The following is a 23,450-nucleotide window of genomic DNA, read 5'->3' as shown; positions in this document are numbered from 1 at the left end:
GTTCGGTGTGTTCATGTTACGGTCCCGTTCCGTTCCCGGCGCGATTGAGCCTCTTTAACACGGGCGTTCCAGCGAACGGAACCAGCATAATGCGGCGCAGGCAACAGGGGCAGCGATCCCCCGGTGACTGACGCAAAAGCAGCAGGGGTGACCCGACATGCATCCCACGCTCAAGGGGTCCTGCCTGCCAGATCATTCCCTGACGCCGATCTACCAAAGGGGATGAGGGGTAGTCCCCATCAACACCTGCTGAAAGTCACCAGCGCATCCTGACCGGAAGCCGGCCTTCTCGGCCGGCCCGTGCATTGTCTGGGTCACGGCAAGATAGAAACTCAGACGCAAACGCATCGAGGGAACGCTTAAGCGCCAGCCTTTCTGGTCATTCGCCTGCGCTCAGGGCTGGCCGCCTTGACCATCGGGGGTGAACAGGTCGATCCGGTGCGGATTGATGCGACGCAGATCGCCACGACGCAGGGTCAACCCCAGCTTGTCAAAGAAATCAAGGATCTGGATCGCCACTTTGCGCCCGTTCTGCACCCGGTCGCGAAAGGCAGGCGCGGTGAACCAGCCGTCTGACGATCGCGCCCCCAGATCTCGGATGATGCCCACCATCTCGACCGTGGTGGCGCGGGCAAAGAAATGGTCATGCGCAATCTGGTCAAGGCGGCCCTGACGGGCGGCCATGCGCAGGATGCGGCGGACCTCGGTTTCCCCGGCACCGAATTCATGGGCAAAATCACGCACGCGGGGTGGGCGAAAACGTTCCTCCCCGCTCAGCCGGGGCAGGATCAGCTCCAACAGCGCCTCATCCTCGGGCGAAAGCCGGGGCAGGTGGCCGGGCAGGCGGATAAAGGCACCGTCCAGCGCGATACGGCCCGCCTCGGCCTCAGCCCGCAGCAGGGCCGCAAAATCAGCCTTGGGCAGGCGCGGGGTCAACATCAGCCGAAGCTTTTCACGGCCCACACCCTGAAGATCGGCGTTTTCGGCGTGAAAGGCAGCAAGCTCTGCCTGCATCGCCTCGCGCAGCGCATCAAGCCGGGCAGGGGCCAGAGCCTGCCTGCTGCCCGGAATGGTGGCGACACCCGAGGCCGTGACGGCGCGATCAAGCTCGGGCAAAGCAAGCGCACGGTCGCGGGCAAAGCCGTCAAGGTCGATCACCGTCAGATCGGCCAGAGCCGTCAACGCCCGCGCCGGGTCAGGCATGGCCATGGCGCGCAAGGCTGCCAGACGCTCAGGCCGGGCCCGGTGTCGGGCGGGCGCGCGCAGGTCGATCAACCGTCCCCCGCCGATGGTGCGCCGGGCCGAAACATCACGCAGGATGAACCGCTCACCCGCCGTAGCGGCAAGCGGACGGTCAAGAACAAGCTGCGCCAGCCTCTCAGCACCGGGCGCAATCGGCCCCTCCAGCGGCACGACGCGGACCCCGGTCTCGGCCGCGCCCAGATGCAGGCGAGCGGGAAACCATGTGGTCAGTGCTTTTGGTTCGGTCCCAAGCACCCGCAGGGCCACGTCGATGCGCTGGCTTGGCGCATGCAGCACCGGGTCCAGCGCGACATCGCCGCGGTGGATTGCATCGCGTGCCACGCCCTCTCCGGCAAGGTTCAGGGCACAGCGCTGACCGGCAAGCCCCTCACCAGCCTTGCGGTTCTGGGCGTGAATGCCGCGCACCCGCGCAGCAAGACCCGAGGGGCTGATCACGATCTGATCCCCCACCGCCACCCGGCCCGACAGAACGGTGCCGGTGACGACAGTACCGGTCCCGGCCAGCGTAAAGCTGCGGTCGATGGCCATACGAAACCGCGCCTCGGTCGCACGTATGGCAGTCTCGGTCTCGGCCTGCATCAGCGCGACACGCAAAGGGTCGATGCCGGCGCCTGTCAGGGCCGAAACCGCAAAGACCGGCGCACCGGCAAGGCCGGTCGGGGCCAGAAGCGCCGCAATCTCGGCCTCAAGCCGGGCGATGCGGTCTGGCAGAGCCAGATCGGCCTTGGTCAGCGCCACCATCCCGCGCGAGATGCCAAGCAGGTCAAGAATGGCCAGATGTTCGCGCGTTTGCGGCATGATGCCGTCATCGGCAGCCACGACCAGCAACGCCATGTCGATGCCGCCCGCGCCGGCAAGCATGGTGTGGACGAATTTCTCGTGCCCCGGCACATCGACAAAGCCGGTAACCGTCCCACCGCCCAGATCGGCGTAGGCAAAGCCAAGTTCGATGGTGATGCCGCGGGCCTTTTCCTCGGCCAGGCGGTCGGTCTCGACCCCTGTCAGGGCGCGGACCAGCGCGGTCTTACCATGGTCGATATGCCCCGCCGTGCCGACGATCATCGTCCGCGCCGCACCGCCGTCAGTAACCGATCAGGAAGGGGTTAAAGCCGCCCCGTTTCCATTCGGTATCCCGCATCATCAGATCAAGCCCAAGGCTGGCAACATCGTCCGCCACCGGCTCAAGCGAGGGGTTACGGTTCTGATAAAGGATCTTGACCCAGCTTTCACACTCGCGACAGACCTCGGCCTTGACGGTCGCCTCGTCCGTCTCGACCGAGCGATACGAGATGCCCTTGGTCGAACCGCAGCAAAGGCAGGTCACCCGCACCTCGTTCCACAACGTCTGGCACGTCGCGCAAGAACAATAGCGCGCGCCCTCGGCACCGATATTCTCGGTCACCACGCTTGATACGGGGCGCCCGCCACAAGCCGGACAGGTGCCGGTGCGGATGCGCACCAGCTTTTCAGGATCAAGCCTCGCGGCCTGCGTCGCGGCAAGGACCTGTAGCGCGGCAGCAGCAAAAAGATGCGGGGCAACGCTATCCTCGGGGATGGTGCCGGTCAGGACATTGCCCATCACCCAGTCCAGATCCGAAGGCTCGGCCGCCTGCAAAGCAGCCAGCGCCAGCCGGGCAGGTTCGGGCATCTCAAGCCCGGAAAGCCGCTTGAGCAGCAGGGGCAGGGCCTCTGCCAGCCCCCTGCGCATCGCATTGCGGTCCAACGGCGGCATGCGGCTGGAGCGGGCAAGCTCGATCCGCTCGGCCGGGATGGGCCCGGGCCGGGGCAGTTCGCCAGCCAGATCGGCCTGAGCGCGACAGATCCCGGCCAGAAAGCGCAGATAGGGCGCAAGGTTCGGGCTGTGCCCGGCCAGAAAGTCGAACCGCTCGGCCCGGGTGGTAAACAGCGCCACGGGATCGGGCAGGCGCGCCAAGGGAACCTTGGCGACGCCGCCGATCATCGAGGGGTCGGGTTTCAGAGCGGTGGACATGGCTTCCTTTCGGATCGCTTGGGCCTACTTTGCCGGGCCGCTTTCCCCGCGTCCAGCCAGTTCACGCAACCATTTGCGGTGGTGTCGCCAGGCCCAGCCGCCGGTCACGGTGCCACGCGTCATGGCGCGCAGCGTGCCGCGGGTCCAGATCGCCGCATAGACATGCAGGATAAAGGTCAGGATGATCGCAATCGCAGCAAGCGCATGGACAAGCACCGCCCAGCGCCGCACCGGGATGGTGACCAGATCAGAGAAATATTCCTGCCAGATCATCACCCCCGATACGATCAGCACCACGATCAGCACCGACATGGCCCAGAAGACGAATTTCTGCCCGGCATTGTATTTGCCAAGTTCAGGCAGTTTCTCTTCTTCGCCGCGCACGACATCACCGATCTGACTGACCCAGGTCCGGTCCTCGGGGCGGGGCAGGTTCAGCCGCCACATCTGCAAAAACAGCAGCAGGAAGCTGAAAAACAGCAGCACACCCACGAAAGGATGCAGCCAGCGCGTCACCTGCCCCCCACCGAACAAGCCGGTCAGGAAGTAAAGCGAAGGGTGAAACAGCGCCAGCCCCGAGACCAGCAGCACGATCAGGCTGGCCGCCGTCACCCAGTGGTTCAGCCGGGTGATGCCGCGATAACGGCTGACGGTGACCGGGCGGCGGCTTTCGATGTGATCGCCCCTGGCCGAGAATACACGCCTCGACATCACACCACCCCCTTTTCTGGCGTGGTCGGGGACTCGCTGCCCTCGACCAGCTTTTCGGCATGGACCTCATCCTCGGCCGAGACCTTGTTGGCGCGCGCAAGCAGCCCATGCAGGACCGAGCCGACAGCAGCAGCGCCGATGGCGGCAAGGCCCAGCGTCTTGGTCACGCCCTTCCAGCCCTGAACCACCGGCGAGATGCGCGGCTCTTCGGGCAGGTTCGAGTAAAGCGAGGGCTGATCGGCGTGGTGCAGCACGTAAAAGACATGCGTGCCGCCAACCCCTTCGGGATCATAGATGCCGGCATTGTCATAGCCGCGCGATTTCAGATCCTCGACCCGCGCTTCGGCATGGGCAAGCATATCCTCTTTGGTGCCAAAGACGATTGCCTGGGTCGGACAGGCCTTGGCACAGGCCGGCCCCTGACCCACCGCCACCCGATCCGAACAGAGCGTGCATTTATAGCTCTTGTGATCGATCTTGCTGACCCGCGGGATGTTAAAGGGACAGCCGGTGACACAATAGCCGCAACCGATGCAGTTTTCGTGAATGAAATCCACGATACCGTTCGAGTATTGCACGATGGCGCCCGGCGCCGGGCAGGCCTTGAGACAGCCCGGATCGGCGCAATGCATGCAGCCGTCCTTGCGGATCAGCCACTCGAAATCGCCCGTCTGCGGGTTCTCGTATTCCGAGAAGCGCATCAGGGTGAACATGTCGGGCGTCAGATCATGCGGGTTCTCATAGAGACCGACGTTATGTTCGATCTCGGGTGAGGTGTCGTTCCACTCGGCGCAAGCTGACTGGCAGGCCTTGCAGCCAATGCATTTCGACACGTCGATCAGCTTGGCCACCGGCGTCAACTCGCGCGTCGGCGGCGGCAGATCAGGCATGGCCGAGGCGCGGACGACATCGCCCGGCCCCAGATTGGCCTGCATCGGTTGTACAGGCGGGTTTGAAACCGCCGTGCGCGGACTATCGAGGTTCGCATCCGTCGTCATGATACGGCCTCCCCTGTGGCGGGTTCGATATTGACCAGGAACGCCTTGAATTCAGGCGTTTCGACGTTGGCGTCGCCGACAAAGGGCGTCAGGCTGTTCGGCCCCCAGCCCTTGCGCGCTGCCCCCATAAAGCCCCAGTGCAGCGGGATGCCGATGACATGCACCAGCTTGTCGCCACATTGCATGGGCTTTAGTCGCCCGGTCACCAGCGCCTTGGCACGGACCTCGCCCCGCTTGGACCAGACCCGTACCGAAGCGCCAGGCTGAATGCCCTTTTCAGCGGCCAGCTCACGGCTGATCTCGACAAAGAATTCGGGCTGCAGGGCCGCGTTGATGCGGTTGTGCTTGGTCCAGTAGTGGAAATGCTCGGTCAACCGGTACGAGGTCGCCACAAAGGGGAACTCGTCACTGGTGGCGAACTGCTCGGCATCGCTGGCAAAGACCCGCGCCACCGGGTTGCCGCGCATCTCCGGGTTAAAGACGTTGGCAATCGGCGACTCGAACGGCTCCATATGGGTCGGGAAAGGTCCGTCCCGCATCATGCCCCGGGTGAACAGGCGCGAAACGCCTTCGGGGTTCATGATAAAGGGGCCGACCTCTTCCGGCCTGGAGGCGGGGGCAATGTCGGGCACGTCATAGCCCGTCCATTTCTGGCCGTCCCACTCAAGCAGCTTGCGCGACGGATCCCAGGGCCGGCCCTGCACATCAGCAGAGGCGCGGTTGTAAAGGATCCGGCGGTTCAGCGGCCAGGCGAACGCCCAGTTCGGATAGGCTCCGGTCTCGTCGGGGTCATTATTGTCCCGGCGGGCCATGTTGTTGCCTTCCTCGTTCCAGCAGCCGGCATAAATCCAGCAGGCGCCCATGGTCGTGCCATCGTCGCGATACTGACTAAAGTTCAGCAGCTGTTTGCCCCTGGCCGTCAGAACCTTGGCCGGGTCGGCGGTGTCGCGGACATCCTCCAGCGCCCTGCCGTTCAGTTCCTTGGCCAGTTCTTCGGGCGAGGGCTCATCGGGGTCGGCATAGTCCCAGGTCAGGTTCAGGATCGGATCGGGGAAGACCCCGCCTTCATCCTCATACAGCTTTTTCACGCGCAGGAAGATCTGCGCCATGATCCAGGTGTCGTGCTTTGCCTGACCGGGCGGCGTCGCCGCAGCCCAGTGCCATTGCAGCCAGCGGCCCGAGTTGACCAGCGCACCGTCGTCCTCGGCAAAGCAGCTGGAGGGCAGTTCCAGCACCTCGGTCTGAATCGAGGCGGTGTCCACGTCGTTATGTTCGCCGTGGTTTTCCCAGAAATGCGCCGTCTCGGTGGCCAGCGGGTCCATCACCACCAGAAGCTTGAGCTTGCTCAGCGCCGAGGTCAGCTTGCCCCGGTTCGGGAAAGCCAGCAACGGGTTGAAGCCCTGACAGAAATAGATGTTGACCTTGCCCGCATCCATCAGCTCGAACATGCGCAGGATGTCATAGGTCGGCACATCCAGCTTGGGCAGGTAATGATAGGCCCAGTCGTTCTCGGCCGTGGCCGCATCCCCCCACATGGCCTTCATGAAGCTGACCATGAACTTGGGATAGTTCTGCCAATAGCTGGTCTGACCCGGCCGCAGCGGCTTAAAGCTGCGGCTGGACATATAGGTCTGCCAGTCCGGTTCCTTTTCGGTCGGGATATTCAGATAACCCGGGATCAGGTTCGACATCAGACCGATATCGGTCAGACCCTGGATGTTAGAGTGGCCGCGCAGGGCGTTCATCCCGCCGCCCCGGACACCGATATTGCCAAGGATCAGCTGCAACATCGCCATGCCGCGGATGTTTTGCGAACCCTTGGAGTGCTGCGTCCAGCCAAGAGCATACATCGAGGTCATGGTCTTGTCGGGGGCCGAGCACTCTCCGATCATCTCGGCGACCTTGAGGAAGCGATCTTTTGGCGTGCCACAGACCTGCTCGACCAGTTCGGGCGTATAGCGCGAGACATGCTCTTTCAGCAGATTCCAGACACAGCGCGGATGCTCCAGCGTCGGGTCAACCTCGGCATATCCGTCCTCGCCGAGGACATAGTCCCAGCTTGAGCGGTCGTAATCCCGCTTTTCGGGGTCATAGCCGGTGAACAGGCCGTCGTTCCAGCCGAAACCCTCCTTCACGATGAAGGGCGCGTTGGTAAAGGCCTTCACATATTCCCACTGGACCTTGTCGTTCTGGATCATCCAGTTGATCAAAGCCATGAGGAAAACGATGTCCGAACCCGGGCGGATCGGCGCATAGTAATCGGACACCGAAGCCGTGCGGGTGAAACGCGGGTCCACCACAATCAGCTTGGCGCCACGGTGGGCTTTGGCCTCGGTCACCCATTTGAAGCCGCAGGGATGCGCTTCGGCAGCGTTGCCGCCCATGACGACCACGAGGTCGGTATTCTTGATGTCGGTCCAGGAGTTGGTCATCGCTCCACGGCCAAATGTCGGGCCCAAACTGGACACCGTGGGGCCGTGTCAGACGCGCGCCTGGTTATCGAATCCGACAATCCCCATGGCCCGGACCGTCTTGTAGGTCAGCCATGCGGTTTCATTGGTGGTTGCCGACGCAGCCAGAAAACCGGTCGAGGTCCAGCGGTTGACCGTCACGCCATCATCATTGGTCAGGACCATATTGGCGTCGCGGTCGTCCTTAAGGGCACGGGCAATCTTGTCCAGCGCCTCTTCCCAGGAAATCTCTTCGAAGGTTGCCGAACCGGGGCGCCGGATGCGCGGCGTCGTCAGCCGGGTTTCGGCATTGACGAAATCCTTCAGCGCCGCACCTTTCGGGCACAGCGTGCCGCGGTTGGTCGGATGGTCGGCATCGCCTTCGATATGCACGACCCTGGCCTCTTCGCCGGCCTTCAGATCACCGTTCGAATAGATGATGATGCCGCAGGCGACCGAACAATAGGGACAGGTGTTGCGCGTCTCGGTCATCGAGGCCAGCTTGAAGGCACGGACCCGCGCCTGCTCTGCCGCCTCTGCCCCGCCGAAGCCCATGGCCCCAAGCGATGTCGCCGCGACACCCGCGCCGGCCAGTTTTAGAAAACCGCGCCGCGAGAGGTCGATGTTCATCGTGCCCTCCTTTTGCCTGTCGAGTAGATAGGTACCCTCGAGGATGCGCCCTGTATGGTAGAAATGTCAAGGCAGGCACGGGAACGGGCGGTCCCCCAAGGAACCGCCCGCGCCTTTGAAAAATACAGGTTTTTCGTCAGGTTTTGCCCTGATCCTGCGTTCTAGACATCAACGGCGACCGCCCCGATGGGATGTGAGCAGCAGGCAAGGATATAGCCTTCCTCGATATCCTCGTCGGTGATGCCGCCGTTATGGACCATATGCACCTCGCCCGAGGTTTTGCGGATCTTGCAGGTCCCGCAAAGGCCAAAGGTGCAGCCCGAGGGGATGTTCAGCCCGTTCGCCTTGGCAACTGCCAGAACGGTGTCCGTCTCGTGGCATTTCGCAGTGACGCCCGATGCCGAAAAAGTGATCTGCGCCGCGCTTTCCTCATCAGGGACAACATCGTCCAGCACAGGGGCATCGGTCTCATTACGGACCGGCGCGCCAAAGCTTTCCTGATGATAACGGTCCATGTCAAAGCCAAGCGCGATCAGCATGTCGCGCACCGCCTGCATGAACGGCTCGGGGCCGCAGCAAAAGACCTCTCGTTCCAGATAGTCCGGGGCCATGAGGCCCAGCATGATCTGGTTCAGCCGCCCGCGATAGCCGTGCCAGCTGCGGAAGGGGTCGCCCTCTTCGACCGAAAAGCGCAGTTGCAGCCCCGGCACCCGGTCCGCCATGCCCTCAAGCCGCTGGCGAAAGATGATGTCGCTGGGCGTCCGCGCCGCATGGACAAAGACGATGTCGGGCATTTCACCCGAATCCCAGGCCCATGTGGTCATCGACATCATCGGTGTGATGCCCGACCCCGCCGAGATGAACAGGTATTTCGACGCCTCATGCCGGACGAACGAGAAAATACCCGCCGGACCAAAGGCCTTGATGCGCATCCCCGGCCGCAGATGGTCCAGCATCCAGCGCGTGCCGATGCTGCCCGGCTGCGCCTTGACCGTGACCGAGATCGACAGCGGCCGCGAAGGGCTTGAACTGATCGTATATGTCCGCTGCACATTGCCGCCGGGCACGGGCAGATCAAGCGTGATGAACTGACCGGGCTGATAGTCGAACCACGCCCCTGACGGCGAACGGAAGGTAAAGGTGGCGGTGTCCGATGTCTCGGGCACCACCATCGCGCATTCCAGCGGTTCGTCGTCTTTCCACGGCTTATCGCCGAATGCCTTGACCAGTACTGCCATTATTCAGCCGCCATTGCCGGGGTCGGGGACAGACGTTCAGCCATCGTGTCGCAATACCAGTCGATGAACTGGACCACGCCTTCTTCCTGGATCATCGAATAGGGACCCGGTTCATAGGCGGGCGACAGGATGCCGCGCTGGTTTTCCTCGACCACCTGGCGGTCCTCGTCATTGGTGTTCAGCCAGACGCGGGTCAGGGTCTCGATGTCGTAATCCTGACCTTCGACCGCATCCTTGTGAACCAGCCAGTTGGTCGTGACCAGCGTTTCCGTCGGGCTTAGCGGCAGGACGCGGAACACGATCGAATGATCGGCAAGGAAGTGGTTCCAGGTGTTGGGATAGTGGAAGAACAACAGGCTGCCCGCATCGTTGAAGGGCATCTGGCCCATCCGCTTTGACACCGCGGCCTTGGTGCTGAGCGTATAGCTTTCAGCGTTGTTCAACAGCGGAATGCGCGCCAGACGCCACTGCATCCGCGGGTGATTGATAAAGCGCGAGGGCAGGCCGGCCGCCTCGCAGCGGTTCCAGTGCTCAAGGATTTCGGGGCTGGCGCTGTCGGGACCTTCCATCGCTGTCATGCGCGGGTTGTCAGAATAGGTCCGGCACAGCGAAGGATGGCTGCCGCCGCAATGGTAGCATTCGCGGTTATTCTCGATCACCAGCTTCCAGTTGCCCTTTTCGATAATGCTGGACGAGAATGCGACCTTGGCATCTGCAAGTCCGCTGGGCGCGAGATAGGTCGCAAGCTTGCTGGCCAGATCGGCAATCGCCGGCGGCACCTGCGCAAGACAGATGAACACCATGCCGCTGAGATCCACGCAATGCACAGGCTTGAGGCCGAATTTCGAGGCGTCAAAGTCGTCGCCCATATCACGGGCATAGACCAGCTTGCCGTCCAGCTCATAGGTCCACTGGTGATAGGGGCAGACCAGTTTGGCGGTCGAGCCGTTCGGCTTGGAACAGATGCGCTGGCCGCGATGGCGGCAAACGTTGTGGAAGGCGCGGATTTTGCCATCACCACCGCGCACGATCAGCACCGGATAGGAACCGACCTGAAGGGTGGCATAATTGCCGGTCTTGGGGATCTCGCAGGCCGGGATGGCGTAGATCCATTCTTTGTACCAGATCTGTTCCAGATCCGCCTGGAACACTCCCTCATCGCAATAAAGATCACGCGTCAGGGCGTGATCCTTTCGCCGGTTGGTGATCTGGTTGAGAATTTCGGCTGTGTTCAACATGGCTCGATTCCGTCACAAGAGAGCTAACCCAACCCAAGCATTGCACCCCTTTGAGGCGGCGTAATTCGCCAAATACGACGCTCGGATGACGGAAACAGACATCGGAGGGGTACCGGCGCGTCTGCTGCCGGTAGCAACCAAGTATAAACCATCCCTGTGCGGACCGTGCAGGCAGCTGTCGGGCAGAGCTTTGGAACAAGTCTGGGGATAACTCCGTGACATCCGGGGGCCGAATCTGTGGAGATCCCACACCCTTTTCCCATCCCCGCATTCCCGCCCCGAACAGAGCACGAACGAAGATCGGTTCTCCACATGTCCAAAACTGACGAGGAATCCTCCACAAGCTGTGGAAAAGAATAATTTTCACAAACTTATCCACAGAACGATATATTATATCTCTATGTTTTATTGATAAATTTTCAAAGAAGGCGGATCAGGACTCTTGTTTTCCACAGAGGATCTCAGCTGGGGAATTTTGCTCTGAAACAATGATTTCCAGTCATCCACAGGCCTTATTACAACCACATCCTTTCTTTATCTTCATTCTTTCTTTGATAGAGAGAAGGCGTGCCGGAGGTTCCTCATGACTGATTTCCTGTCCCTTGCTTATCCATGGATCAAATCACTGCATGTGATGGCAGTGATTTCGTGGATGGCGGGGCTGTTCTATCTGCCTCGGCTGTTCGTTTATCATGCCGAACGAGCGGGAATTGGCGATGAACCTGTTCAATCATTTGAAATCATGGAAGAAAAACTTCTTCGGATGATCATGAATCCAGCGATGATCGTCAGTTGGGGGGCAGGGCTTGCCCTTGTACTGACACCGGGGATCGTCGATTGGACGATGATCTGGCCATGGAGCAAAGCCCTTGGCGTCATCGGGATGACCTGGTTTCACATGTGGCTTGCTGGTCAGCGCAAGGCACTGTTGCAAGGCAAAGGGCTGAGCGGGCGAAGCTATCGCATGATGAATGAGCTGCCGACGCTTTTCATGGCGGTTATTGTCCTGTCCGTGATCGTCAAGTTCTGAAAGAATTGACTCGCGGCCCAATTCTGCCTATGTGAGCCGGAACCGCCGTCCGGCGGGGATTCTCCAGATACATTTTTCCTGCGCCGGCCGGCCTGAGTGCCAGGCGGTGCTCGCCCATAGGCAAGACATGACCGAAGAACGCCTCAATCTGTCCGATCTCAAGGCCAAGAGCCCCGCTGACCTGCTGGCCATGGCCGAGGAATGGGAAATCGAGAACGCCTCGACCATGCGCAAGGGCGAGATGATGTTCTCGTTGCTGAAAGAACATGCCGAAGAAGGCTATGAAATCGGCGGTGACGGCGTTCTTGAGGTGGTGCAGGACGGTTTTGGCTTCCTGCGCTCGCCCGAGGCGAACTATCTGCCCGGTCCTGATGATATTTATGTCAGCCCCGACATGATCCGCCAGCACAGCCTGCGCACCGGTGACACGGTCGAAGGCGTGATCCGTGCGCCCGGCGAGAATGAGCGTTATTTCGCCCTGACAAAAGTAGAACGGATCAATTTTGAGGATCCTGACAAAGCCCGTCACAAGGTCGCCTTTGACAACCTGACCCCGCTTTACCCCAATGAGCGGCTGAAGATGGAGATCGAAGACCCGACTATCAAAGACCGTTCGGCCCGGATCATTGATCTGGTGGCGCCGATTGGTAAGGGGCAGCGTTCGCTGATCGTTGCACCGCCGCGCACCGGTAAGACGGTCCTGTTGCAAAATATTGCGCATTCGATCGAAAAGAACCATCCCGAGTGCTATCTGATCGTCCTGTTGATCGACGAGCGCCCGGAAGAGGTGACCGATATGCAGCGTTCGGTTAAGGGTGAGGTGATCTCCTCGACCTTTGACGAACCGGCCAGCCGTCACGTTGCCGTTTCGGAAATGGTGATCGAAAAGGCCAAGCGTCTGGTCGAGCATAAGCGAGATGTTGTCATCCTGCTCGACTCGATCACAAGACTTGGTAGGGCGTTCAACACCGTCGTGCCCAGTTCGGGTAAAGTTCTGACCGGCGGTGTCGATGCGAATGCGCTTCAGCGTCCAAAACGCTTCTTTGGCGCGGCGCGGAATATCGAAGAGGGCGGTTCGCTGACCATCATCGCGACAGCACTAATCGACACCGGTTCGCGCATGGACGAGGTGATCTTTGAAGAATTCAAAGGCACTGGCAACAGCGAGATCGTTCTGGATCGTAAAGTCGCTGACAAGCGTGTCTTCCCGGCGATGGACATCCTTAAGTCCGGCACCCGTAAAGAGGAACTGCTGGTCGATCCCAAAGATCTGCAGAAAACCTATCTGCTGCGGCGTATCCTGAACCCGATGGGCACAACGGATGCGATCGAGTTCCTGATCTCGAAGCTGAAGCAGACCAAGACCAATGGCGAGTTCTTCGATTCAATGAACGCCTGATGGCGCGGAGGATGCGGTGGACACGATCTTTGCCGAGGCGACGCCTCCCGGTCGGGGAGGCGTCTCGGTTGTCCGCCTGAGCGGGCCGAAGGCACGTGCGGCACTGGAATCACTTGCCGGACCGATAGCAGCACCACGAATTGCGGTGCTGCGCGCATTAAGGGATGGCGAAGATCTGATCGACCGCGCCCTGGTTCTATGGTTCGAGGAAGGGCACAGCTTTACCGGCGAAGAAGTGGCCGAGCTGCATATTCACGGTGCACCGATCATAGTGAACCGGCTGACTCAGGCTTTGCTGGCACGTGGTCTGCGGCGGGCTGAGGCAGGTGAGTTCACCAGGCGTGCATTCCTGAACGGCCGTATGGATCTTGCCGAGGCTGAAGGTCTGGCAGATCTTTTGGCAGCCGAGACCGAGGCGCAGCGCAAACTTGCCATGCGGGCGACTGAGGGGGAGCTTGGGCAGAAAGCTGACGAGCTGCGCTCGGGGTTGATCCGGGCCGGAGCTCTGGTTGAGGCCAGCATAGATTTTGTTGATGAGGATGTTCCCGAGGATGTTCCCGAAGAGGTCTTTGATCTGATCGATAAAGTGCGGTTGGATATTCAGCAGATGCTTGCAACTTATCCTGCCACTGAACGGCTGCGTCAGGGTTATGAGGTAGCGATTATTGGTCCTCCGAATGCTGGTAAATCCACACTGTTGAACCGGATCGGACAGCGCGAAGTAGCCTTGGTTTCCGATATTGCGGGGACAACACGGGATATTCTTGAGCTGCGCACTGACCTGCGTGGCCTGCCGGTGACTTTCCTGGACACGGCTGGTTTGCGTGAAAGCAGTGATCCGGTCGAGGCGATGGGCGTGGCCAGAGCTCTGAAGCGCGCTGAAGAGGCTGATCTGCGTATTCATCTTTCGGTCGATGGCATGCCTGTCGAGGAGGTGAAGGACGGAGATATTGTCATTCGCTCCAAATCCGATCTGGGACAAGGTGAGGGAATGGCGATTTCGGCCATGACCGGGGAAGGGGTCGCAGAGCTTTTGGATATGGTTTATGATCGCCTGCGAGTCAGGGCTGCTGATTCAGGTCTGGTCAGTCATCGTCGCCAAGCAGAAGCTTTGCAGCGAGCACTGCTTGCTTTGGAAGTTAACAAACATATGGCGCCAGAGCTGCTTGCAGAAGGGTTGCGTCAGGCAGCTCAAGCTTTGGCGATGATGGTTGGCAGGGTCGGGGCCGAGGATTATCTGGACGAGATCTTCAGCTCGTTCTGCATCGGAAAGTAGAGTTTCACGTGAAACATTACGACGTAATCGTGATTGGTGGAGGCCATGCCGGCGTCGAGGCCGCCATGGCCGCTGCCCGTATGGGCGTCGAAACGGCTCTGGTGACGATGAACCAGACCGATATCGGCACTATGTCCTGCAATCCTGCAATAGGTGGTCTTGGAAAAGGTCATTTGGTGCGAGAAATTGATGCACTGGACGGGATTATGGGGCGATTGGCAGATGCAGCTGGAATCCAGTTCCGCCTTCTTAATCGTCGCAAAGGTCCCGCTGTGCAGGGGCCGCGCGCGCAGGCTGATCGCAAACTCTACCGTCAGGCGGCGGGGCAAGCGGTTGCAGCGCAATCGGGATTGTCCGTTCTTCTGGGAGAAGCGGCTGAATTAGTTCAAGAAAATGGCCAGGTTGTCGGGCTGCGGCTGGCGGATGGGCGGGAGCTTCTGTCCCGACAGATTATTCTGACGACCGGGACTTTCCTCAATGGGCTGATCCATATCGGAGAGGTTACCAAACAGGCAGGCCGTTGGGGTGACTCTGCCTCTGTCTCACTTGCGGCTTCGCTGAAGCCCTTGGACCTGCCTCTGGGTCGGTTGAAAACCGGGACGCCGCCGCGCATTGCCCGCAGAAGTATTGACTGGGATAGTCTCGACCAGCAGCCCGGCGATGACGAGCCGACGATGTTCTCTTACCTGAACTCAGCGCCAATGGTTCAGCAAATCAGTTGCGCAGTCACCCACACCAATACTGAAACCCACCGGGTGATCCGCGAAAACCTCGGTCGTTCGGCGATGTACGGGGGACGAATCGATGGCGTCGGGCCGCGCTATTGTCCCTCGATCGAGGATAAAATTGTCCGCTTTGCTGACAAAGATTCGCATCAGATTTTCCTTGAACCAGAGGGGCTGGACAGCGATCTGGTCTATCCGAACGGCATCTCAACTTCCCTTCCGGAAGAAGTACAGATTGCCTATGTTCGCTCGATTCGCGGCTTGGAGCAGGCCGAAATCGTCCAGCCTGGCTATGCTGTGGAATATGACTACGTAGATCCGCGCGCCCTTACCCCGGCGCTAGAGGCCAAAGCGTTAACGGGCTTGTTCCTTGCCGGACAGATCAACGGCACTACCGGCTATGAGGAAGCGGCCGCCCAGGGGCTGGTTGCTGGCCTAAACGCTGCGCTGAAAGCTCAGGGCAGGGGTCCGCTGCATTTCAGCCGGTCGCAAAGCTATATTGGGGTGATGATCGACGATCTGGTTACCCGCGGGGTAAGCGAACCCTACCGCATGTTCACCTCGCGGGCAGAGTTCCGACTGTCGCTTCGTGCCGATAATGCCGATCAACGGCTTACCTCACTCGGGATCGAAACCGGATGCGTGGGACAAGAACGTCAGGCCGCTTTTGCCGAGAAGCAGAGACGCTATACTCTTGCCCGCCAGCGTGCGGAAGCGATCACCCTCTCTCCTTCGGATCTGCGGCGGGCAGGAATCGAGGTTCGTCAGGATGGCGTGCGCCGCAGTTTGTTCTCTCTCTTGGGGCAGCATGAAATCCCTCAAGATCAAGTACTTGAACTTGATCAGGAGCTTAGTTCGTACGATGCAGCGACCATCAAGCAGCTGGCCGTTGATGCGCTGTATCATCAATATGCGGATCGCCAGAGTCGGGATGCTGAGCTGTTGCGCAAGGAAGAAGCCGTCGCTATCCCGACTGACTTTGATTATGATGCCCTCTCTGGGCTATCGAATGAACTGAAATCAAAGCTCAAACAACATCAGCCAACTAGTCTGGCTGCAGCAGCGACAATTGAGGGGATGACCCCGGCAGCTTTGACACTCATTCTCGCCGTTATACGTACTGGGATGCGCCAAAAAGCATGCTGAGTGTTTCACGTGAAACAGCCGGGCAGTTGGCGGGTTATGCCGCGCTGCTACGGAAGTGGAATCCCGCTATCAATCTGATCGCCCCCTCGACGGTCGATCAGATCGAATCCCGCCATATCGCGGATTGCACCCATCTGGCTGAGGCTTCAGTTGGGGCACAGGGAAAATGGGTGGATTTAGGTAGCGGAGGCGGTTTACCGGCTGTTGTCTTAGCCATTGCTCGCCCCGATCTGAATGTAACGATGGTCGAAAGTGATCAGCGGAAAGCATCCTTTCTTCGTACTGCGATACGTGAGCTGTCGTTGAAAAATGCGCAGGTGATCTCCCAGCGTATCGAAGCTCTGGATCGGCTCGAAGCAGCGCATGTCAGTGCAAGGGCGCTTGCCCCTCTTCCACGCCTCATGTCATATGTGGAACGGCATCTGGAAACTGATGGAACTGCCTGGTTGATGAAGGGTCGTAACTGGCAAGCCGAGGTATCCGAGGCCCGGAAAGACTGGTCATTTGACCTGAAAGCACACCCAAGCGCGACAGATCCTGACGCGGCCATTCTGGAGATCACGGGAATTCGCCATGCTTGATACTCGCATTATTGCCGTTGCAAACCAGAAGGGTGGGGTTGGTAAAACCACCACGGCCATCAACTTGGGTGCGGCGCTGGCCGAGCAGGGGCAGAAGGTTGCAATCATAGACCTTGATCCTCAGGGCAATGCATCCACAGGATTAGGTGTGCCGCTGGAAGAGCGCGAGCTTACCTCTTATGATCTGCTGACCGGGGAGCAGACACTTCAGGACACCCTTCAAGACACCGATATTTCCGACCTGCAAATCGTGCCGTCAAACCGTGATCTGGCCTCAGCGGATCTTGAGCTGTCCAGTCGTGCCGGCCGAACGCAGCTTTTGCGGCGCAAGCTTTCGGGTACGATGGAATTCGACTATATCCTGATCGACTGTCCGCCGGCGCTTGGACTGCTGACGGTTAACGCGATGGTGGCTGCGCATAGTGTGCTGGTACCGCTGCAAGCAGAATTCTACGCGCTTGAAGGGCTGTCGCAGCTTTTGATGACGGTGCGCGAGGTGCGTCAGACCGCCAATCCCGATTTACGGATCGAAGGCGTGCTTTTGACCATGGCCGACAGCCGCAACAACCTGTCCCAGCAGGTTGAGGCTGATGCGCGTAACACCCTGTCTGGCCTTGTCTATCGCACGGTGATTCCGCGTAATGTCCGCTTGTCCGAAGCGCCTTCTCATGCAAAGCCAGTGCTGCATTACGATCCGAATTCCAAAGGAAGCCAGGCCTATCGTGAGCTGGCAAAGGAATTCTTGTCCCGTCAATTAGCGACCGCCTGAGGAGGAATCATGGTAGAGAACAGGGTAGAAAGACGTGGTCTTGGCCGTGGCCTCTCGGCGCTGATGGCCGATGTGGACCTGATTCCGTCCGAGCGTCCGGCACCGCGCCAGATGCTTCCGGTCGAACAGATCACCCCCAACCCCGACCAGCCCCGCCGCAGTTTTGCGCCTGAGGCGCTGCAGGAGCTGGCCGATTCGCTTCGCCACCGCGGCATGCTGCAGCCGCTGATCGTGCGTCCGCATCCGACTGATCGGGGGCTTTACCAGATTGTCGCCGGCGAACGTCGCTGGCGTGCAGCACAGATTGCCCAGCTGCATGAAGTTCCAGTCATCGTTCGTGACCTGAACGATACCGAAGTGCTGGAAGTTGCGATTGTCGAGAACATTCAGCGCGCAGATCTGAACGCGATCGAGGAGGCGAGCTCGTATCGCCAGCTCATGGAGCGTTTCGGCCATACGCAAGAAAAGCTGGCCGAAGCACTGAACAAAAGCCGCAGCCATATCGCCAACTTGCTTCGCCTGTTGAACCTGCCCGATCAGATTCAGGCCTGGCTCAAAGAAGGCAAACTGACTGCCGGTCACGCCCGTGCCCTGATCACTGCGCCGAATGCGGTTGAACTGGCACGCAGGGTGATTGAAAAGAACCTGTCGGTGCGCGAAACCGAAGAACTGGTTCGCCGGCAAGCCGAGGGTCCGAGGGCCCAGAAGCCCAGGGCGCCCAAGCAGGAAAAGGACGCAGACACCCGCGCCCTTGAGGGTGATCTGAGCGCGCATCTGAAGATGAAAGTGACGATCAGTCACTCGGGAACTGACGGAGGTCAGCTGGTGATTTCCTATCGCGACCTTGATCAGCTTGATCGTCTTTGCCAGATTCTTGCCGGGAACTGATACTATATCTGGTATATTTGGCCTATATTCCCACAAAACCAGCCAGATCAATCAATTACGCATGAAAAAACCCCCGGGGTTAGCTCCCGGGGGTTTTGTCTGGGAAGACGGGTAGTTCCTAGCTGGCAGGGGTTGAACTGACGCCAACCTTGGCCGGGCGGAGCAGACGGTCATGCAGCATGAAACCGTTATCCATAACCTGAATGATATTGCCGGCGATGGTGCCGGGAACCGGCGCCTCAAACATCGCCTCATGTTTCTGCGGGTCGAATTTCTCGCCGATTTCGGGGGTAATGACCTGAATTCCGTGCTTGGCAAAGACGTTGTTCAGCTCGCGCAGGGTCAACTCCACGCCTTCGATCAGTGCGGCTGCCGCGGCGCGCTGCTCTTCGCCGGCGGCCTCCAGGGCGCGGGTCAGTGCGTCATGTACCGGCAAAAGGTCACGCGCAAGTCGCGAGCCGCCGTACTGCTCGGCTTCGCGGCGGTCCTTGTCGGCGCGTTTGCGGGCATTCTCTGCATCGGCAAGCGCGCGGATAAACCGGTCGCGATAGTCGTCCCGTTCGGCGATCAGAGCCTCGACATCGGGCGAGGCCTGTTCATCGGCCAGCGGGTCGATGGTTTCCTCGTCCAGCGGGCTGCCGTTCGCGTTTTCCTTTGTCATATCCTCATCATCCTTTCCGGCCAGAGATCACCCGGCCGACAAGCTGCGCAGTATAGTCCACGATCGGGACGATGCGGCCATAGTTCAGCCGCGTCGGACCGATTACACCGACCGCGCCAACAATCTTCCGGTCGGCATTCATATAGGGCGAAACGACCAGAGAGGAACCGGAAAGTGAAAAAAGCTTGTTTTCCGAGCCGATGAAAATACGCACACCCTCACCCTGCTCGGCCAGTTCCAGAAACTCGGCGATGTCGCGCTTGCGCTCCAGATCGTCGAAAAGCCGGCGGACGCGGTCCAGATCGGCCTGTTCATGGGCCAGCAAATTGGCGCGTCCACGCACGATCAGGCGCGGATCGTTGTTTTCCCCGTCCCACATTGCGAGGCCCGAGGACGCAAGCTCGGCCGCCATGCTGTTCAGCTGACGGCGGCTTGCCTCGATCTCCTGTGCGACACTGCGCCGCAGTTCGGCCAGTGTGCGGCCCTCGGCCACGGTATTGAGGAAATTCGCTGCTTCGCGCATGGCGCTGGCGGTATGGCCGGGCGGGGGGGTAAATATACGATTCTCAACCCGACCATCGGCAAAGACCAGCACGACCAGCGCCCGGTCGGCCGCAAGGCCGATGAACTCAATATGCCGGACAGGGGCCTCTTGCTTGGGCATCAGCACCAGCGAGGCACCCTGCGTCAGCGCCGACAGTGCCGTACTGACCCGGTCAAGCATCGCGCCGGTGTCGCCGCTTTCATCGCCAAGCGTTTCCTCGATCATCTCGCGATCAGTGGACGAGACCGGACCGGCCTCCATCAGCCCGTCGACGAACAGCCGCAGCCCCAGCTGGGTCGGCATGCGTCCGGCCGAGATGTGCGGGTGATCAAGCAGGCCCAGAAGCTCAAGGTCCTGCATCACATTGCGGATTGTTGCTGCGCTGACTTTTTCGGTCATTTCCCGGGTCAGCGTGCGTGAGCCGACGGGCTCACCAGTGGCGAGATAGGCTTCGACCACGCGCCGAAACACTTCGCGCGAGCGGTCGTTCAGATCGGATAGCAGCGGAGTTTCAGGCATTGGCAATCTGGTCAGGTCGTTCACGGGTTGCAGTCGATAGCGTCAGACCTGTATCTGAACAGCAAAACCCCCGAAAGGAATGAAAGATGCGTCCCTCAGGCAGGAATTTAAGTGATATGCGCCCGATTTCAATCGAAACCGGGGTTTTGCGCCACGCCGAGGGCTCGTGCCTGATCTCTTGTGGCGATACGCGCGTGCTTTGCTCGGCCACGATCGAGGATAAGGCGCCGCCTTTTCTTAAGGGTTCGGGACAGGGCTGGGTGACGGCGGAATACGGAATGCTGCCGCGCGCCACGAACAGCCGCAACCGGCGCGAGGCTGCGGCGGGCCGCCAATCGGGCCGCACTCAGGAAATCCAGCGCCTGATCGGACGCGCCCTGCGCGCCGGCGTCGATCGCCGCGCCCTTGGCGAGCGGCAGATCGTCATCGACTGCGACGTGATCCAGGCTGATGGCGGCACGCGCTGCGCCTCGATCACCGGTGGCTGGGTGGCGCTGCGGCTGGCGGTCAACCGACTGCTCAAGGCCGGGATCATCACCTCTGATCCGATCATGGACCATGTCGCTGCGGTGTCCTGCGGGATCTATGCCGGTCAGGCGGTGCTGGATCTGGACTATGCCGAGGACAGCGAGGCAGGCACGGACGGCAATTTCATCATGACCGGCGCGGGCCGCCTGATCGAGGTGCAGATGTCGGCCGAGGGCGCGACTTTTACCCGGTCCGAGATGAACCAGCTGCTTGATCTTGCCGAGGCAGGCGTCGCCGAACTGGTCCGTGCCCAGAACGAGGCGATCTCATGCGCAAGCTGACCGAAAGAAGGCTGCTGCTTGCCACCCATAATCGCGGCAAGCTTGAAGAGATCCGCGCCATGATGGCCCCGCACGGGATCGAGGTCGTCAGCGCCGGAGAGCTGGGTCTGCCCGAACCCGCCGAGACCGAAAACAGCTTTATCGGTAATGCCCGCATCAAGGCGCTGGCCGCGATGCAGGCGACTGGCCTGCCGGTGCTTGCCGATGATAGTGGGATCACGGTTGACGGGCTTGATGGTGCACCCGGCGTCTATACCGCCGATTGGGCCGAGACGCCGAACGGGCGCGATTTCATGCAGGCCATGACACGTACCTGGCGCGAGCTTGATGAACGCGGCGTGCCCGAGCCACGCACCGCCCAATTCCGCGCTACGCTGATCCTACTGTGGCCTGACGGGCATGAAGAGATCTTTGAGGGTGTCGCTCCGGGCCATCTGGTCTGGCCGCCGCGTGGGGAACAGGGCCATGGATACGACCCGATCTTTGTGCCCGAAGGTCATGACGTGACCTATGCCGAAATGCCTGCCGAGCAAAAGAACGCGATCAGCCATCGCGCCCGCGCCTTTCGTCAATTGGAGGCGTTCCTTGCGTAGAATCTCGACCGGTTCCCCCTTTGAGGCCGCACTTGGCTACAGCCGTGCGGTGGTCAGGGGGCCGTGGTGCTTTGTTTCGGGAACCACGGGCTATGATTACACGGCCATGACCATGCCGGAAAGTGCGGCAGATCAGGCGCGTAACGCATTTGCCACCATCTTTGCCACGCTGGCCGAGGCCGGTTTTGCGCCCGCTGATATCGTGCGGGTGCAATACACGATCACCGATCCCCGGATCATTGATGAGATTACCCCGGTTCTGGGCGAAGCGATGAAGGATGCGTTACCTGCCGCGACAATGGTTGTAGCGGGGCTCATCAGACCCGAAATGAAGGTCGAGATCGAAGTGACCGCCTATCGGGAATGACCCAATCCATGCCAGCCCCCGCGCCAGCCTTTGCGCCAGACGGCACCGCGCATCCCGCCGCCACGCTGGCCGAGGACTGGCGGGCCGGGGGCTTTGGCCTTTACGTTCACTGGCCCTTTTGCGCAGCCAAATGCCCTTATTGCGATTTCAACAGCCATGTCGCGGCGGTGATAGACCAGGGCCGCTGGCTTGCCGCCTATCGGCGTGAAATCACGCGTCTGGGCGATGAGATCCCGGGCCGCGTTCTGAACAGCATCTTTTTCGGCGGTGGCACGCCCAGCCTGATGGCGCCTGAAACCGTCGCCGGTGTGATCGAGGCCGCCCGCGAGGCCTGGCCCTTTGCCAATGACATCGAGATCACGCTTGAGGCCAATCCGACCAGTGTCGAGATGGGCCGTTTTTGCGCCTATGCTGCGGCGGGGGTCAATCGCCTGTCGATGGGTGTGCAGGCGCTGAATGACCAGGATCTGCGCCGTCTGGGCCGAATGCATTCAGCGGCCGAGGCCCGCGCCGCCTTTGATATCGCGCGGGATTGCTTCACGCGGGTCAGCTTTGACCTGATCTATGCCCGTCAGGATCAGGATCGCGCCCATTGGCGGCGCGAGCTGACGCAGGCTCTTGGCATGGCGGTCGATCACCTCTCGGCCTATCAGTTGACGATTGAGCCCGGCACGGCCTTTGGCGCACGTCACGCCAAGGGTGGGCTCAGGGGCCTGCCGGATGATGATCTTTCGGCGGATATGTATCTTGATACGCAAGAGGTCTGCGCTGCTGCCGGGATGCCCGCCTATGAAATCTCGAACCACGCCCGGCCTGGCTCGGAAAGCCGCCATAACCTGATCTATTGGCGGCAGGGCGACTGGGCGGCAGCGGGTCCCGGCGCGCATGGCCGGTTGACCTTGCCCTCGGGCCGCTGGGCGACCGAGGCCCATCGCGCCCCTGCGGCCTGGCTTGAGGCGGTCGAGTCGCGGGGCAACGGTGAAAGCGGGCGCGAGGCTCTTGGTCTTGCCGACCGGGCGCTGGAGTATCTTTTGATGTCGATGCGTCTGTCCGAGGGGATGGAGATGTCGCGTTATCTTGCCCATGGGGCTGAACTGCCGCAGGCGCGGCTGGCGCATCTGACCGAACTGGGGCTGATTTCTGTCGAAGGTGACCGGCTGATGGCGACCGAGGCCGGACGGCCGGTGCTGAACGCGATCCTGCGCGAACTGGCAGGATAAAAATGCGCTATCTTTGGCTTTCCGTGGGCTGGCTCGCCCTGACACTGGGCGTGATCGGGGTGTTCTTGCCGGTCATGCCGACGGTGCCGTTCCTTTTGGTCGCGGTCTGGGCCTTTGCGCGCTCGTCCCCGCGCATCAGCGCCCGGATCATGCGCGATCCGCGCTTTGGGCCCCCGATCCGCGCCTGGCGCAAGCGTGGCGTCATCGGGCGCGCCGCCAAGATCTGGGCGGTTGCTGCCATGTCAGCCGGTGTTTGCTGGTCGCTGTGGCTTGGACTTGATCCCCGGCTTGTCGCCGCCCAGACGCTGATTTGCGCGGTGATCGGCCTCTGGCTTGTCACCCGGCCCGAGGTATGAGGTGCGGCCCCGTCCGGCTACGCAGCCGGACTGCCAGCGAATACAACCT

The 23,450-nt window shown here is 60.6% G+C and carries 21 protein-coding genes; 12 read left to right on the top strand and 9 right to left on the bottom strand.

Annotated elements, in window-relative coordinates:
• Window positions 1-393: 393 nt before the first annotated feature.
• From selB to M511_RS12750, 7 genes are all read right to left on the bottom strand, one after another.
• Complete coding sequence (selB, locus tag M511_RS12785; RefSeq protein WP_010392078.1) at window positions 394-2,325, bottom strand: selenocysteine-specific translation elongation factor; 1,932 nt, start codon at window positions 2,323-2,325, stop codon at window positions 394-396.
• Between the two features lie 19 nt (window positions 2,326-2,344).
• The gene (fdhE, locus tag M511_RS12780) at window positions 2,345-3,253 is read right to left on the bottom strand and encodes a formate dehydrogenase accessory protein FdhE (RefSeq protein WP_085502388.1); all 909 of its coding nucleotides are present in this window, start codon (window positions 3,251-3,253) and stop codon (window positions 2,345-2,347) included.
• 24 nt (window positions 3,254-3,277) lie between these two features.
• Entirely contained in the window at window positions 3,278-3,964 is a 687-nt protein-coding gene (locus M511_RS12775) for a formate dehydrogenase subunit gamma (RefSeq protein WP_085502387.1), read from the bottom strand.
• On the bottom strand, window positions 3,964-4,962 hold the full coding sequence (gene fdxH, locus M511_RS12770) for a formate dehydrogenase subunit beta (protein WP_085502386.1): 999 nt from the start codon (window positions 4,960-4,962) through the stop codon (window positions 3,964-3,966). The genes M511_RS12775 and fdxH overlap by 1 nt, the downstream gene beginning before the upstream one ends.
• A complete protein-coding gene (gene fdnG / locus M511_RS12765) occupies window positions 4,959-8,042 on the bottom strand; it encodes a formate dehydrogenase-N subunit alpha (protein ID WP_139824586.1) in 3,084 nt (1,027 codons plus the stop codon). The genes fdxH and fdnG overlap by 4 nt, the downstream gene beginning before the upstream one ends.
• A gap of 161 nt (window positions 8,043-8,203) precedes the next feature.
• Window positions 8,204-9,280 carry an FAD-binding oxidoreductase gene (locus tag M511_RS12755; RefSeq protein ID WP_085502384.1) on the bottom strand — a complete coding sequence of 359 codons (1,077 nt, stop codon included), beginning with the start codon at window positions 9,278-9,280 and terminating at the stop codon, window positions 8,204-8,206.
• Window positions 9,280-10,518, bottom strand: coding sequence for an aromatic ring-hydroxylating oxygenase subunit alpha (locus M511_RS12750; protein ID WP_010392092.1), 1,239 nt, complete (start codon window positions 10,516-10,518; stop codon window positions 9,280-9,282). Before M511_RS12750 ends, M511_RS12755 begins: the two co-directional genes overlap by 1 nt.
• 583 nt (window positions 10,519-11,101) lie before the next feature.
• Here M511_RS12750 and M511_RS12745 point away from each other — a divergent pair.
• From M511_RS12745 to M511_RS12715, 7 genes are all read left to right on the top strand, one after another.
• On the top strand, window positions 11,102-11,548 hold the full coding sequence (locus tag M511_RS12745; protein ID WP_010392094.1) for a CopD family protein: 447 nt from the start codon (window positions 11,102-11,104) through the stop codon (window positions 11,546-11,548).
• 127 nt (window positions 11,549-11,675) lie between these two features.
• Window positions 11,676-12,947 (top strand): transcription termination factor Rho, encoded by a 1,272-nt coding sequence (gene rho, locus M511_RS12740; RefSeq protein WP_010392096.1) that lies wholly within the window; start codon window positions 11,676-11,678, stop codon window positions 12,945-12,947.
• A 16-nt stretch (window positions 12,948-12,963) separates the two neighbouring features.
• On the top strand, window positions 12,964-14,223 hold the full coding sequence (mnmE, locus tag M511_RS12735; RefSeq protein ID WP_085502383.1) for a tRNA uridine-5-carboxymethylaminomethyl(34) synthesis GTPase MnmE: 1,260 nt from the start codon (window positions 12,964-12,966) through the stop codon (window positions 14,221-14,223).
• 8 nt (window positions 14,224-14,231) lie between these two features.
• On the top strand, window positions 14,232-16,094 hold the full coding sequence (gene mnmG, locus M511_RS12730) for a tRNA uridine-5-carboxymethylaminomethyl(34) synthesis enzyme MnmG (protein ID WP_085502382.1): 1,863 nt from the start codon (window positions 14,232-14,234) through the stop codon (window positions 16,092-16,094).
• Complete coding sequence (gene rsmG, locus M511_RS12725) at window positions 16,088-16,675, top strand: 16S rRNA (guanine(527)-N(7))-methyltransferase RsmG (RefSeq protein WP_085502381.1); 588 nt, start codon at window positions 16,088-16,090, stop codon at window positions 16,673-16,675. The genes mnmG and rsmG overlap by 7 nt, the downstream gene beginning before the upstream one ends.
• Window positions 16,668-17,444, top strand: a complete 777-nt coding sequence (locus tag M511_RS12720; RefSeq protein WP_010392105.1) for a ParA family protein — start codon at window positions 16,668-16,670, stop codon at window positions 17,442-17,444. The genes rsmG and M511_RS12720 overlap by 8 nt, the downstream gene beginning before the upstream one ends.
• Window positions 17,445-17,453: 9 nt before the next feature.
• Entirely contained in the window at window positions 17,454-18,332 is an 879-nt protein-coding gene (locus M511_RS12715; RefSeq protein ID WP_085502380.1) for a ParB/RepB/Spo0J family partition protein, read from the top strand.
• A 118-nt stretch (window positions 18,333-18,450) separates the two neighbouring features.
• Here the strand turns inward: M511_RS12715 and M511_RS12710 are convergent, their stop codons facing one another.
• The gene (locus M511_RS12710; RefSeq protein WP_010392108.1) at window positions 18,451-18,993 is read right to left on the bottom strand and encodes a nucleotide exchange factor GrpE; all 543 of its coding nucleotides are present in this window, start codon (window positions 18,991-18,993) and stop codon (window positions 18,451-18,453) included.
• Window positions 18,994-19,000: 7 nt separating this feature from the next.
• Window positions 19,001-20,056, bottom strand: coding sequence for a heat-inducible transcriptional repressor HrcA (gene hrcA / locus M511_RS12705; protein ID WP_010392110.1), 1,056 nt, complete (start codon window positions 20,054-20,056; stop codon window positions 19,001-19,003).
• An 86-nt stretch (window positions 20,057-20,142) separates the two neighbouring features.
• Between hrcA and rph the strand changes: the two genes are divergently transcribed.
• Genes rph through M511_RS12680 form a run of 5 tightly spaced genes read left to right on the top strand, consistent with a single transcriptional unit; the run spans window position 20,143 to window position 23,401 of the window.
• Window positions 20,143-20,865, top strand: coding sequence for a ribonuclease PH (rph, locus tag M511_RS12700; RefSeq protein ID WP_010392113.1), 723 nt, complete (start codon window positions 20,143-20,145; stop codon window positions 20,863-20,865).
• Window positions 20,853-21,458: an RdgB/HAM1 family non-canonical purine NTP pyrophosphatase gene (rdgB, locus tag M511_RS12695; RefSeq protein WP_085502379.1), complete on the top strand. Its 606-nt coding sequence runs from the start codon at window positions 20,853-20,855 to the stop codon at window positions 21,456-21,458. Before rph ends, rdgB begins: the two co-directional genes overlap by 13 nt.
• On the top strand, window positions 21,451-21,825 hold the full coding sequence (locus M511_RS12690; RefSeq protein ID WP_029371229.1) for a RidA family protein: 375 nt from the start codon (window positions 21,451-21,453) through the stop codon (window positions 21,823-21,825). The genes rdgB and M511_RS12690 overlap by 8 nt, the downstream gene beginning before the upstream one ends.
• 8 nt (window positions 21,826-21,833) lie before the next feature.
• The gene (gene hemW / locus M511_RS12685; protein WP_139824585.1) at window positions 21,834-23,045 is read left to right on the top strand and encodes a radical SAM family heme chaperone HemW; all 1,212 of its coding nucleotides are present in this window, start codon (window positions 21,834-21,836) and stop codon (window positions 23,043-23,045) included.
• Window positions 23,046-23,047: 2 nt separating this feature from the next.
• Window positions 23,048-23,401 carry a YbaN family protein gene (locus tag M511_RS12680; protein ID WP_010392123.1) on the top strand — a complete coding sequence of 118 codons (354 nt, stop codon included), beginning with the start codon at window positions 23,048-23,050 and terminating at the stop codon, window positions 23,399-23,401.
• The last annotated feature ends 49 nt before the right edge of the window (window positions 23,402-23,450 follow it).

The organism is Paracoccus sp. J56, assembly GCF_019633685.1.
Lineage (GTDB): Bacteria > Pseudomonadota > Alphaproteobacteria > Rhodobacterales > Rhodobacteraceae > Paracoccus > Paracoccus kondratievae.
This window is presented reverse-complemented; position numbering and strand designations above follow the sequence as displayed.

What these genes read in the sequence shown, in the direction of transcription:
- selB (WP_010392078.1), bottom strand. Translation starts at nt 2,325, where the DNA reads ATGATCGTCGGCACGGCGGGGCATATCGACCATGGTAAGACCGCGCTG.
- fdhE (WP_085502388.1), bottom strand. Translation starts at nt 3,253, where the DNA reads ATGTCCACCGCTCTGAAACCCGACCCCTCGATGATCGGCGGCGTCGCC.
- M511_RS12775 (WP_085502387.1), bottom strand. Translation starts at nt 3,964, where the DNA reads ATGTCGAGGCGTGTATTCTCGGCCAGGGGCGATCACATCGAAAGCCGC.
- fdxH (WP_085502386.1), bottom strand. Translation starts at nt 4,962, where the DNA reads ATGACGACGGATGCGAACCTCGATAGTCCGCGCACGGCGGTTTCAAAC.
- M511_RS12755 (WP_085502384.1), bottom strand. Translation starts at nt 9,280, where the DNA reads ATGGCAGTACTGGTCAAGGCATTCGGCGATAAGCCGTGGAAAGACGAC.
- M511_RS12750 (WP_010392092.1), bottom strand. Translation starts at nt 10,518, where the DNA reads ATGTTGAACACAGCCGAAATTCTCAACCAGATCACCAACCGGCGAAAG.
- M511_RS12745 (WP_010392094.1), top strand. Translation starts at nt 11,102, where the DNA reads ATGACTGATTTCCTGTCCCTTGCTTATCCATGGATCAAATCACTGCAT.
- rho (WP_010392096.1), top strand. Translation starts at nt 11,676, where the DNA reads ATGACCGAAGAACGCCTCAATCTGTCCGATCTCAAGGCCAAGAGCCCC.
- rsmG (WP_085502381.1), top strand. Translation starts at nt 16,088, where the DNA reads ATGCTGAGTGTTTCACGTGAAACAGCCGGGCAGTTGGCGGGTTATGCC.
- M511_RS12720 (WP_010392105.1), top strand. Translation starts at nt 16,668, where the DNA reads ATGCTTGATACTCGCATTATTGCCGTTGCAAACCAGAAGGGTGGGGTT.
- M511_RS12715 (WP_085502380.1), top strand. Translation starts at nt 17,454, where the DNA reads ATGGTAGAGAACAGGGTAGAAAGACGTGGTCTTGGCCGTGGCCTCTCG.
- M511_RS12710 (WP_010392108.1), bottom strand. Translation starts at nt 18,993, where the DNA reads ATGACAAAGGAAAACGCGAACGGCAGCCCGCTGGACGAGGAAACCATC.
- hrcA (WP_010392110.1), bottom strand. Translation starts at nt 20,056, where the DNA reads ATGCCTGAAACTCCGCTGCTATCCGATCTGAACGACCGCTCGCGCGAA.
- rph (WP_010392113.1), top strand. Translation starts at nt 20,143, where the DNA reads ATGCGTCCCTCAGGCAGGAATTTAAGTGATATGCGCCCGATTTCAATC.
- rdgB (WP_085502379.1), top strand. Translation starts at nt 20,853, where the DNA reads ATGCGCAAGCTGACCGAAAGAAGGCTGCTGCTTGCCACCCATAATCGC.
- hemW (WP_139824585.1), top strand. Translation starts at nt 21,834, where the DNA reads ATGCCAGCCCCCGCGCCAGCCTTTGCGCCAGACGGCACCGCGCATCCC.
- M511_RS12680 (WP_010392123.1), top strand. Translation starts at nt 23,048, where the DNA reads ATGCGCTATCTTTGGCTTTCCGTGGGCTGGCTCGCCCTGACACTGGGC.